The organism is Streptomyces plumbidurans, from assembly GCF_019857225.1.
GTDB classification, from domain to species: Bacteria; Actinomycetota; Actinomycetes; order Streptomycetales; family Streptomycetaceae; genus Streptomyces; species Streptomyces plumbidurans.
Genome location: NZ_JAFJSY010000107.1, coordinates 18,067 through 29,194, shown reverse-complemented (window position 1 = coordinate 29,194; position 11,128 = coordinate 18,067). Strand labels below are relative to the sequence as shown.

The 11,128-nt window shown below is 72.8% G+C and carries 10 protein-coding genes and 2 pseudogenes; 3 read left to right on the top strand and 9 right to left on the bottom strand.

The genetic code is table 11. The features are described from left to right. The 4 genes from JYK17_RS37310 to JYK17_RS37295 all read right to left on the bottom strand — a co-directional run. Positions 1–417 (bottom strand): FAD-dependent oxidoreductase (locus JYK17_RS37310; RefSeq protein WP_222812131.1); only part of this gene is annotated, 417 nt, incomplete at its 3' end. Between the two features lie 288 nt (positions 418–705). Continuing rightward, positions 706–2,244, bottom strand: coding sequence for a leucyl aminopeptidase (locus JYK17_RS37305; RefSeq protein ID WP_108016079.1), 1,539 nt, complete (start codon positions 2,242–2,244; stop codon positions 706–708). 160 nt (positions 2,245–2,404) lie between these two features. Beyond that, positions 2,405–3,007 (bottom strand): RDD family protein, encoded by a 603-nt coding sequence (locus JYK17_RS37300; protein WP_108016080.1) that lies wholly within the window; start codon positions 3,005–3,007, stop codon positions 2,405–2,407. Between the two features lie 44 nt (positions 3,008–3,051). Then, positions 3,052–3,846: an adenosylcobinamide-GDP ribazoletransferase gene (locus tag JYK17_RS37295; RefSeq protein ID WP_222812130.1), complete on the bottom strand. Its 795-nt coding sequence runs from the start codon at positions 3,844–3,846 to the stop codon at positions 3,052–3,054. A 60-nt stretch (positions 3,847–3,906) separates the two neighbouring features. Here JYK17_RS37295 and JYK17_RS37290 point away from each other — a divergent pair, with 60 nt between their 5' ends. After that, complete coding sequence (locus JYK17_RS37290) at positions 3,907–4,665, top strand: hypothetical protein (RefSeq protein WP_108016082.1); 759 nt, start codon at positions 3,907–3,909, stop codon at positions 4,663–4,665. A gap of 711 nt (positions 4,666–5,376) precedes the next feature. On the opposite strand, the gene JYK17_RS37280 is transcribed toward JYK17_RS37290, so the two are convergent. Beyond that, the gene (locus JYK17_RS37280) at positions 5,377–7,290 is read right to left on the bottom strand and encodes a phosphatidylglycerol lysyltransferase domain-containing protein (RefSeq protein WP_261996563.1); all 1,914 of its coding nucleotides are present in this window, start codon (positions 7,288–7,290) and stop codon (positions 5,377–5,379) included. An 84-nt stretch (positions 7,291–7,374) separates the two neighbouring features. Continuing rightward, a complete protein-coding gene (gene cobT, locus JYK17_RS37275; RefSeq protein ID WP_128803281.1) occupies positions 7,375–8,508 on the bottom strand; it encodes a nicotinate-nucleotide--dimethylbenzimidazole phosphoribosyltransferase in 1,134 nt (377 codons plus the stop codon). Positions 8,509–8,645: 137 nt separating this feature from the next. Between cobT and JYK17_RS37270 the strand changes: the two genes are divergently transcribed. Beyond that, positions 8,646–9,179 carry a class I SAM-dependent methyltransferase gene (locus tag JYK17_RS37270; RefSeq protein WP_108016084.1) on the top strand — a complete coding sequence of 178 codons (534 nt, stop codon included), beginning with the start codon at positions 8,646–8,648 and terminating at the stop codon, positions 9,177–9,179. Here the strand turns inward: JYK17_RS37270 and JYK17_RS37265 are convergent. The 3 genes and pseudogenes from JYK17_RS37265 to JYK17_RS37255 form a co-directional block, all read right to left on the bottom strand. Next, positions 9,168–9,335: pseudogene (locus tag JYK17_RS37265) on the bottom strand (bifunctional adenosylcobinamide kinase/adenosylcobinamide-phosphate guanylyltransferase); the annotation flags it as partial. The gene JYK17_RS37270 and the pseudogene JYK17_RS37265 sit on opposite strands and share 12 nt — an antisense overlap. 26 nt (positions 9,336–9,361) lie before the next feature. Next, a pseudogene (locus JYK17_RS41355) lies at positions 9,362–9,511 on the bottom strand (bifunctional adenosylcobinamide kinase/adenosylcobinamide-phosphate guanylyltransferase); the annotation flags it as partial. Positions 9,512–9,555: 44 nt separating this feature from the next. Next, positions 9,556–10,758, bottom strand: a complete 1,203-nt coding sequence (locus tag JYK17_RS37255; RefSeq protein ID WP_222812129.1) for a bifunctional adenosylcobinamide kinase/adenosylcobinamide-phosphate guanylyltransferase — start codon at positions 10,756–10,758, stop codon at positions 9,556–9,558. 113 nt (positions 10,759–10,871) lie between these two features. Here JYK17_RS37255 and JYK17_RS37250 point away from each other — a divergent pair, with 113 nt between their 5' ends. After that, a complete protein-coding gene (locus tag JYK17_RS37250) occupies positions 10,872–11,084 on the top strand; it encodes a hypothetical protein (RefSeq protein ID WP_016435767.1) in 213 nt (70 codons plus the stop codon). Positions 11,085–11,128 lie beyond the last annotated feature (44 nt).

Below are 11,128 nucleotides of genomic sequence, written 5' to 3'. Positions count from 1 at the left end.
GAGTACGTGGCGGCCCTGCACCCGCTGGCCGTTCACGTCGACGGAGGTGGGGGAGGACAGCCGGCCCTCGCCCTCGATGTACGTCACCTTGCGGGAGGCGATGAGTCCCTGCAGGCCCTTGTACAGGCCGGAGATGACGCCGTCCTTGTACTTGTGGACGGCGGGGACGTCGATGCCCTCGAAGGTGGCCTTGACGCCGAACTGCTCGCTCTCGCGGGCCTGGTCGGCGATCTCGCCCGCGTGCAGCAGGGCCTTGGTGGGGATGCACCCCCGGTGCAGGCAGGTACCGCCGACCTTGTCCTTCTCGATCAGGGCGACGTCCAGGCCCAGCTGCGCCCCGCGCAGGGCCGCGGCGTAACCGCCACTACCACCGCCGAGGATCACTAGGTCGAAAACGGTGCTGGCGTCGTTCGCCACGTCACGTCCTCCATGCATGTGCGCCACGCCGGTCAGCGGTGACCGGTCGGCGGCTGGTGTCCGGCCGCTCTTTCTTCGGCCCTGTGGTGGGGGCCCTGTCCTGCCGTGGCCCATCTTCGCACTTGTCGGGGGTGAACGAGACGCCGGGCCGGTGTGTGAGACGTCCCACGTTCGTTTGAGCACCGGCCGGAAAAGTCCCCGAACCGGCCGGAAAAGTCCGGGCACCGGCCGGATGAAGGAGGGGGCTCCGCCCTACCCGCGCGCGGAGCCCCCTCTCTCATTCACGCATCAGCCCAGGTCGCCCGAGGCCGTCAGCTCCGCGAGACGGACCAGGGTGCGCACCGCGGTGCCCGTGCCGCCCTTGGGGGTGTATCCGAACGGTCCGCCCTCGTTGAAGGCCGGGCCCGCGATGTCCAGATGCGCCCAGGTGATCCCCTCGCCGACGAACTCGCGCAGGAAGAGGCCCGCGACCAGTCCGCCGCCCATCCGCTCGCCCATGTTGGCGATGTCGGCGGTGGGGGAGTCCATGCCCTTGCGCAGGTGCTCCGGCAGCGGCATCGGCCAGGCCGGCTCGCCGACCTCCTCGGCCGCCTCCTGCACCGCGGAGCGGAACGCGTCGTCGTTCGCCATGATCCCGAAGGTCCGGCTGCCCAGCGCCAGCACCATCGCGCCGGTCAGGGTCGCGACGTCCACGATGGCGTCCGGCTTCTCCTGGGAGGCGGCCCACAGCGCGTCCGCGAGCACCAGCCGGCCCTCGGCGTCGGTGTTGAGGACCTCGACCGTCTTGCCGCTGAACATGCGCAGCACGTCGCCGGGGCGGGTAGCGGAGCCGGACGGCATGTTCTCGGCGAGCGCCAGCCAGCCGGTGACGTTCACCTCCAGGCCGAGGCGCGCGGCGGCGACCACGGCCGCGAAGACCGCCGCCGCACCGCTCATGTCGCACTTCATCGTCTCGTTGTGGCCGGCCGGCTTGAGCGAGATGCCGCCCGAGTCGTAGGTGATGCCCTTGCCGACGAAGGCGAGGTGCTTCTTGGCCTTGGAGGAGGTGTACGACAGCTTCACCAGCCGCGGGCCCGAGGCCGATCCGACGCCGACGCCGAGGATGCCGCCGTAGCCGCCCTTCTCCAGCGCCTTCTCGTCGAGCACCTGCACCTTGATGCCGTGCTCCTTGGCCGCGGCCTGCGCGATGGCGGCGAAGGCGGCCGGATCGAGGTCGTTCGGCGGGGTGTTGATGAGGTCGCGGGCGCGGTTGAGCTCCTCGGCGACGGCGGTGGCGCGCTCGACGGCCGCCTTGTGCTCCTTGTCGCGGGGCTTGGCGCCGAGCAGGGCGGCCTCGGCGAGCGGCGCCTTGCCGTTGCCGGACCGCGCGGTCTTCGGCGCGGCCTCCTTGTAGGTGTCGAAGGAGTACGCGCCGAGCAGCACGCCCTCGCCGATAGCGGCGACGTCGGAGGCGTCCTCGACGGGCAGCGCGAAGGCGGCCTTCTTGGCACCGGTGAGGGCACGGGCGGCGGCGCCCGCCGCCTTGCGCAGGGCCTCGGCGTCGAAGCCCGCCCCGTCCGCGTCCTTGCCGGGCTCCGGGCCGAGGCCGACCGCCACCACGAGCGGGGCCTTGAAACCGGAGGGTGCGGGCAGCTTCGTCACCTCGCCCTCGGCGCCGGACGCGCCCAGGGTCTCCAGGACGCCGGCGAGGCTGCCGTCGTAGGCCTTGGCCACGGCCTCGGCGCCCGGCGCCACGACCGGGCCCTTCGCACCCTTGGCCACACCGATCACGATCGCGTCGGCCCGGAGGCCGGACGCCGCGGCGGTGCTGAGAGTCAGAGCAGTCACGGTGGTGAATTCTCGCTTCCGATGTGAAGTTTCCTTGGTCGATCTGTGTGGGTCGACCGGGCCCGACAGCCGACCCTAGGACCGACCCGAGGGTGCGGTCTCAGCGGGGCCCTCCCCGGTGCGGCGAACACTTCGCACGAGCCTACGCGCGTGCGCCCGTTCACTCATGGCTGCCGCCCTTCACCATGGGCATGCGGATCCCGAGTCCGGTGACCGCCGTGCCGGCCAGCCGGTCGGCGAGGGAGCGGCGGGTGGGGGAGAAGACCGGCAGCGCGTTGAAGAGGAAGACGACGACGGCCAGCGCCCACACGGCGACCGACAGCAGGAACTCCCCCTCGACCAGCAGCACACAGGCGACGGCGTAGACGGCGATGTCCGCGGCCGTGGTGACGAGGGCGCGCACCGCTGCCCGGCGCGGCACGCTCGGCGTGACCTTCAGGCCGAGGAGCCCCTTGCCCACGGTGCGTCCGGCCAGGGAGAGGCAGCCCCACTGGTAGAGGAAGGTGGCGACGATCAGCAGCCCGAAGGCCTGCTCCACATAGAGCACCGACTTGTCCCAGAGCGACAGCCCCAGGCCCTCGGAGGCGGAGATGACGTCGCCGCGCGAGGTCAGCAGGTCGAGGCCGCCGCGGGTGGCGAGTTCGGGTACGTCCGCGACGAGCGCGGAGATCCGGTGGAAGGTGAGCACGGCCAGCGCGGCGGCCAGCGCCAGCACCAGTGCGAAGTCGATGAACCAGGCCGTGGCACGGCGAAGCTTCGGCACGAACGTCCCCCGATCACATTCTCGTGTCCGTACGGCCGAAGAGACTACTGCCCCAGTGACACCACCAGGAGCGAAACCGTCGCGGCCGTCTCGGCCAGCCCACCGAACACATCGCCGGTCACCCCGCCGAAGCGGCGGACGCAGTGGCGCAGCAGCAGTTCGGCGACGCCGAGCGCGGCGAGGACCGCGACCGCCGTACGGATCACGTCGTACGCCCCGACCAGCGCACCCCCGGCGGCGGCCGCCCCGGTCACGACGACTGCCGTGACGGTGGCGGCCCGCACCGGTACGACACCGGCGACCGCCGCGCCGAGTCCCTCGGGGCGGGCGGCCGGCACTCCGTCGCGGGCGGCCAGGGTGAGCGCGAGGCGGGCGGCGGTCGCCGAGACGACGGTCGCGAGCACGCCCCGGGCCCAGGAGTCGCCGTAGGCCTGGGCCAGGGCGGCGACCTGGGCGAGCAGGACCAGGACGACCGTGATCACCCCGAACGGGCCGATGTCCGACTGCTTCATGATCCGCAGGGCGTCCTCGGCGGGCTTGGCGCTGCCCAGGCCGTCCGCGGTGTCCGCGAGCCCGTCCAGGTGCAGACCGCGGGTGAGGGCGGCGGGTACGGCGACGCAGGCGACGGCGGCGAGCAGGGCGCTCGCGCCGAGCGCCAGCAGCACCACACCGGAAAGGGCCGCGCAGGCCCCGACGACGAGCCCGGCGAGCGGGGCGCAGAGCATGCCGCCGCGGGCGGCGTCGCGGTCCCAGCGGGTCACCGGCACCGGCAGCACGGTGAGGGTGCCGAAGGCGAAGCGCAGGCCGTGCTGCCAGGAGGTCGTGGAGGGTTCGGGCACCGGCGCAGGTTACCCGGCGGTCAGGGGGAGGGCCGCGAGCACCCTGGATACAGTGCGCATATGGGACATTGGTTGCAGCGCAACATCATCGAGCCGGGCAAGCTGCCGCTGCTGCTCGCGCTCACCGCGTTCGTGCTGACGTTCCTGATCACCCGGGTCGTCACGCGGCTCATCCGGGCGGGCAAGGGTCCCTTCGGCAACGTCAAGGCGGGCGGGGTGCACATCCATCACGTGGTGCCCGGCGTCGTCCTGTCCGTCCTCGGCGGTTTCGGCGCGGTCGCCAGCAGCCGGCACGGGTTCGGCGCGGCCTGCTTCGCGGTCGTCTTCGGCATGGGGGCGGGGCTGGTGCTCGACGAGTTCGCCCTGATCCTGCATCTCGACGACGTCTACTGGAGCGAGGAAGGGCGCAAGAGCGTCGAGGTCGTCGTCCTCACGGCGGCCCTCGTGGGGCTGATGCTCGCGGGGTTCTCGCCCTTCGGGGTCAACGACATGGGCCGGGCGGAACTGCAGGACCGGGGCAATGTGATCTCGACCGTGGCCGTCAACTTCCTGTTCTCGCTGGCCGTTCTGAGCAAGGGCAAGGCCCGGATGGCCATCTTCAGCGTGATCGTCCCGTTCGTCGGTCTGATCGGCCTCGTCCGCGTCGCCCGCCCCGGCTCCCCCTGGGCCAGACGCTTCTACCGCCGACGCCCGCGCGCCCGCGCCAAGTCCGTGTTGCGCGCGTACCACCACGACCGCCGCTGGAGCGGCCCCCGCCGCAGGTTCCAGGACTGGATCGGCGGCAAGCCGACTCCGACTCCGGCCCTGCCTCCGCGCTGACTCCGGTCACGGCGGCGCCGCCGCCGTCGACGGCGGTCGCGCAGCGCCGAGACGCCGATGAGCACCGTCGTCGCCGCGATCGCCGCGAGGTGTTCCTTGCCGGCCAGGTTGCCCTTCAGGAGGACCTCGATCGTTATGGCGGCCACCACCGCGCCCGCGGTGAAGCGGGCGCCGAAGCGCCAGGCGACGTAGAGGGCGAGGCCGACGACGGCGGCGGACGGCCCGGTGTCGACCACCAGGGCGTCCGAGGCGGGCAGGCCGAGCGGGTGGTCGAAACCGAGCCGGATCCCCAGCCGCGCGTAGAGCGTTCCGGCGAGCGTGGCGGCGTAGGCGATCAGGAGGGTGCGCCACCGGCCGAGGCAGATCTCCGCGATGCCGAAGACGAACAGGACCTGCGCGAGGGCACCCCACACGGGCAGGTCGAGCGCCGGGACGAACAGCGACAGCGGGGTGCGCAGCAGCGCCGGCCACAGCGGGTCCTCGGCCCGCACGGATCCGCTGTCCTGCACCAGCCCGAAGCCCCAGGACTGGTTCTGCACGATCTGCACGACCGCCGTCAGCACCACCGCCCCGAGCGTCATCGCGACCGCCCGCAGCCGCCGCTCGGCCAGCGCCTCGCGCACCGTGACGTACAGCGGCCCCCATTCGGCACGGGCCCGGCGGGCGAGGGTGTTCATCCGGACGCTCCTCATCTGTGCGTCGTCCGCGGCGTCACCTGTGCGTCTGAAGGTGCTTGCGATGCAGCCACTTCGGCAGCCCCGGTGCCGCGGGGCCTGTCGTCGGATTCCCGCCTGCCGCGCGACGCCTGGCACGCACGCTCGCCGCGTTGCCGAACCACCGACGTGACTCCGCCACGACGGCGCTCCGGCGCCTTGCGATCGCACGCACCAGACGCCGCGCGGCCCGCCCTCCGGGCGGACGACGGGAATCCGACGACAGGCCCCCCAGGAACCCCTCCGCCCGCGCCGACGCGAAGCCGATACGAGGCAAATCCGCGCTCTTCTCGAAGAGCAGGAACCGCGGCTCCCAGATGGGCCGGTACTTGGCGTTGGCGCGGTACAGCGACTCGATCTGCCACCAGCGCGAGAAGAAGCTCAGCAGCGAGCGCCACAGCCTGAGCACCGGCCCGGCCCCCAGCCGCGCCCCGCGCTCGAAGACCGACCGGAACATCGCGAAGTTCAGCGAGACCTGGGTGATGCCGATGTCCCGGGCGCGGCGCAGCAGTTCGAGCACCATGAACTCCATCAGCCCGTTCTCGGAGTCCCGGTCACGCCGCATCAGGTCGAGCGAGAGTCCCTTCGGCCCCCACGGCACGAACGACAGCAGCGCCCTCAACTCACCTGTGGAGTCGGTGCATTCGAGCATCACGCAGCGCCCGTCCTCGGGGTCCCCGAGCCGGCCCAGCGCCATGCTGAACCCGCGCTCGGTGGCCCCGTCGCGCCAGTCGTCCGCGCGCCGCAGCAGATACGCCATCTCGTCGGCCGGGATGTCCTCGTGCCGCCGGATCCGCACCCCGTACCCGGCCCGCTTCACCCGGTTGTAGGCCTGCCGCACGGTGCGCATGGCCCGCCCCTCCAGGGTGAACTCGGCGACCTCCACGATCGCCTCGTCGCCCAGCTCCAGCGCGTCCAGGCCGTGCCGCGCGTACACGGTCCCGGCCTCCTCGCCCGCCCCCATCACCGCGGGGATCCACCCGTGCGCCCGCGCCTCGGCGAGCCACGGCTCGATGGCGCCCGGCCACGCCTCCGGATCACCGAGGGGGTCGCCGGAGGCCAGCGAGACACCCCCGACGACCCGGTACGCCACCGCCGCCTTGCCCGTCGGCGACCACACCACGCTCTTCTCCCGCCGCAGCGCGAAGTACCCGAGCGAGTCCCGCTCGCCCTGCCGCTCCAGCAGTTCCCGCAGCCGCTTCTCGTCGTCCTCGGTCAGCGGGTCGACGGCGCGCCGGGAGCGGAAGGCGGCGTAGAAGACGGCGAGGACGAGGACCGTGCTGAGCACGTTGATGGCGACGTTGACCCAGTTCGGCGCGGACACGCCGGGGAAGTGGGACTCGTCGACGGCGATGGAGACCAGCCGGAAGGTGCCGTAGCGCCAGCGCTCCAGGAACGTCGAACGGGCCGCGTCCGCCGCCTCGTTGGTGACCGTCACCAGCAGCGCCGCGAGCATCGAGGCGACGAGTGTGCCGCCCACCGCAACCGCGGCGGCGAGCTTCGGGTTCGAGCGGTCGCCCTTGGCGTAGAACTCCCGCCGCCCGGCCAGCAGGGCGACGACGAAGGCGGCGGTGAGGGCGAGCGAGATCCAGTTCTGGGCGTACTGCCGGATCTCCGGGAACACCATCGCGAAGCCGAACAGCCCGAGGAACGGGCCCGCCAGGGCGAGGTTGAGGATCCATGCGGCACGCTTGCGGCGCCGCATGGTGATGGCCAGGAAGGCCGTGAACACGCCCGAGGCGAAGCCCGCGGTCAGCAGATACGGCGTGAAGAGGTTCTCCTGGTTGTGCCGCCGCACGTCCTGTCCCAGCGACACCCACACGGCACTGAGAAAGTTGACGAACGCGACGGCCCGCAAATACCAGACGGCGAATGCGGCGGCACGCCGCGAGGCAATTCGGGCATCTCCCATGGATGAGGATCATATGGGCGATGCCCTGATGAACCCGTCCATCTTTGGTCTGCGGTCGGTCGACTTTCGGCGCGTTGTGCGGACCTAACCGATCTCCTCCGCCCCGGCCTGCGCGTCCTCCGCGTCCGTCTCGCCCTTCGCGTCCTTCTCATCGTCGGAGGCATCCGGCTGCTCGGGTTCCTCCGGCAGTTCCGCCGCCAGTGCCGCCGCGGCCTGGACGAGCGGCAGCGCCAGCAGCGCCCCGGCGCCCTCGCCCACGGTCACGCCGTGCGAGAGCAGCGGCTCCAGCGCCATCCGGTCCAGGGCCTTGGCCTGCCCCGGCTCCCCGCTGTCGTGCGCCGCCAGCCACCAGTCCGGTGCGCGGAAGGCGATCCGCTGCGCCACCAGCGCGCAGGCCGCCGCCACGACCCCGTCCAGGATCACCGGCGTCTTGCGCACCGCGCTCTGCAGCAGGAAGCCCGTCATCGCGGTCAGATCGGCTCCGCCCACGGTCGCCAGCAGCTGCAGTTGGTCGCCCAGCACGGGCCGCGCCCGGCGCAGCGCGTCCCGGATCGCCGCGCACTTGCGCATCCACGCCAGGTCGTCGATGGCGAGCCCGCCCCGACCGGTGACCACCGAGGCGTCGGTCCCGCACAGTCCGGCGATCAGTACGCCGGCCGCCGTCGTCCCGCCCACGCTGACATCGCCGAGCACCACCAGATCCGTACCGGAGTCGGCCTCCTCGTCGGCCACCGCGACACCCGCGCGGAACGCCGCCTCGGCCTCCTCGGTTGTCAGCGCGTCCTCGATGTCGATACGGCCGCTGCCGCGCCGCACCCGGTGCCGTACGACCTCCTCGGGCAGTTCCGCGGGGTCGCAGTCCAGGGCCATGTCGACGACGCGCACCGGCACGCCGAGCCTGCGGGCCAGCACCGACACCGGACGGCCGCCCTCCAGGACGTCCCGCACCAGCCGCCCGGCGGTGCCCGCGGGCCGGGCGGAGACGCCCAGTTCGGCCACCCCGTGGTCGCCGGCGAACAGCACCACCCGCGGGCGTTCGATCGGCCGCACCGGCACGGCGGACTGTGCCGCGGACAGCCACTCACCCAGGTCGTCGAGGCGGCCCAGCGATCCGGGCGGCACGATCTGGCGCTCCCTGCGCGCCTCGGCGTCACGGCGCACCCCGCCGTCCGGACGCTCGATCAGATCGGTGAAGTCGTCGAGATTAAGCGAGCTCATTCGCCGAACAGTACCGCCACCGCTCGAACAGGACAGCGCCACATGGGCACCACGCGCACCCGACGTCGTTGCTCCCTTGATCGCGATCCCATACGTTCCGGTTTGCAGCGGATTGTCGTACGTCCTCGGGAGCCGTCATGAACAGCCTGCGCACCCGCGTCAGCGACCTCGGCCGGTACAGCCGCCATCGCTCGGCGGCCCGCGCGATCCTGCGGCTGCTGCCCGAGCCGGAGAGCTGGCTGGACGTGGGCACGGGCGACGCGCGCTTCCCCCGCACGGCACGAAGACTTTTCCCGTACACCTCCATCGACGGCGTCGACCCCGGTCCGCGCATCGCCTACGCCCGCCACCTCGAACACGTCGAGGAGGCGTACGCGGGCCATGTGACGGACCCGCACATCACGACCATCCTGCGCGGCCGCTACGACGTCGTCACGCTCCTGGACCGGCGCTCGCCCGCCCCCGACCCCCGCGCCGAACTCCCCGCCGCCCTCACACTGCTGCGCCCCGGCGGCCTCCTCCTGGTGGAGACCGAGCCCCGCGAGGCACACGCCCTGCGCGGACAGCTCGAAGGCCGGGGCTGCACGATCGTGACGACGAGCCGCCACACCCTGGACCGGCTCCCGTACACCTGCCGGATCATCGCCCGGCGCGGCCCGTCAGCCGCGTAGCACCAGCGCCTGTCCCGCCACCACCAGCAGCACCTGCTCGCACTCGGCGGCGAACGCGGCGTTGAGGCGGCCGAGTTCGTCGCGGTAGCGGCGGCCGGAGGTGGTGGCGGGTACGATGCCCGACCTGACCTCGTCGGAGACGGCGACCGTGCACCTGGCGGGTCATCGCCCGGCGGGGGCCATCAGCCGCGTAGTACGAGCGCCTGTCCTGCCACCACCAGCAGCACCTGCTCGCACTCGGCGGCGAACGCGGCGTTGAGACGGCCGAGTTCGTCGCGGTAGCGACGGCCGGAGGGGGTGGCGGGTACGAGGCCCGACCTGACCTCGTCGGAGACGGCGACCGTGCACCTGGCGGGTCATCGCCCGGCGGGGGCCATCAGCCGCGTAGTACGAGTGCCTGTCCTGCCACCACCAGCAGCACCTGCTCGCACTCGGCGGCGAACGCGGCGTTGAGACGGCCGAGTTCGTCGCGGTAGCGGCGGCCGGAGGCGGTGGCGGGTACGATGCCCGACCCGACCTCGTTGGACACGGCGACCAGGGTGCGGCGGGTGGTCCGCACGGCCTCCGTCAGCTCGCGCACCCGCTCCCGCAGCGCGCGTTCCCCGCCGCTCGCCCACTCCGCGTCGTCCCACGCCCCGACGGAGTCCATCGCGTCCGTCAGCCACAGCGACAGGCAGTCGACGAGCAGCGGCGGCCCGTCCCCGGCCAGCAGCGGCACCAGGTCGCAGGTCTCGTCCGTCCGCCAGGACCCCGGGCGCCGCTCCCGGTGGGCGGCGACCCGTGCGGCCCACTCGGTGTCGCCGCCGCGGGTGCCGCCCGTCGCCACGTACAGCACACCGGGAAAGGCCGCGAGCCGCCGCTCCGCCTCCACCGACTTGCCCGACCGGGCGCCGCCCAGCACCAGCGTCCGCCGCGGCACGTCGGGCACGCTCTCGTACACCCCCACGACCAGCGTCGTCCCGTCCGGCACGGCCCGCGCCCCCGCGGCGGCCAGCCGCCGCCGCAACTCCGGCCCCGGCGGCACGTCGTGGTCCAGATGGACGGCGACGACGTCCGTGGTGGGCCCGAGCGCCCCCACCGCGCGCAGCTTGGCCAGCGCGTCGGGGCGGCCCACGACGTCGGCGAACACCATGTCGTACGTCTCCGCCGACCCGTTCTCCAGCCCGGCCGGCGCACCCCCGGGCGGCAGATACAGCAGGCGCCGCCCGTTCGGCCCGGTCACCGCGTACCCGGTGCCCGGCGCGTCCATCGCCACCGCCCGCACCCGATGCCCCGTCAGCAGCGCCAACTCCCGCCCGTCCGGCACCCGCCCGGGCTGCGGCAGCCCCGCGGGCACCTCGACGGGCGGGCCGTCGTGCGGATGCGACAGCAGCACCTGCCGTACGCCACCCAGCGAATGCCCGGCGCGTGCGGCCGCGAACGCGGCGCCGGGGGTCAGGTCCAGCAGCAGCGTTCCGTCCACGAGGACGGCGGTCGCCGCCCGCGCATGCGAGCCGAGCGCACTCGCGCAGGCAGCGCAGGGACAGTCGGGGCGGGGCAGTCCCGCGGGGGCACCTGTGCCGAGCAGAGTCACTTCCACGGATGTGATTTTCGCGTGTCTGCGCAGGTGCTGCCCGTCCGACTAGGCTTCGGACAGGAGCCGGACCAAGATCCGGCTTCTGCTCTGCAGGTGCTCAGACACGGGAGGCGTACATGGCTGCATGGACGTGGCGGTTCGAGAAGGCCGACGGGGCGGAGGTCCAACCCTCGGTCCAGCCCGAGGAGTTCACCACGCAGGGGGACGCCGAGTCATGGATCGGGGAGCACTGGAAGGCCCTGAAGGAGGGCGGCGCGGACCAGGTGCGGCTGTACGAGGACGCCGCCGAGATCTACGGGCCGATGAGCCTGCACTCGGACGAGGGATAGGGCGAGGGACGAGGGATGAGGGACGCGAGGAGGGCGGCCGTGAA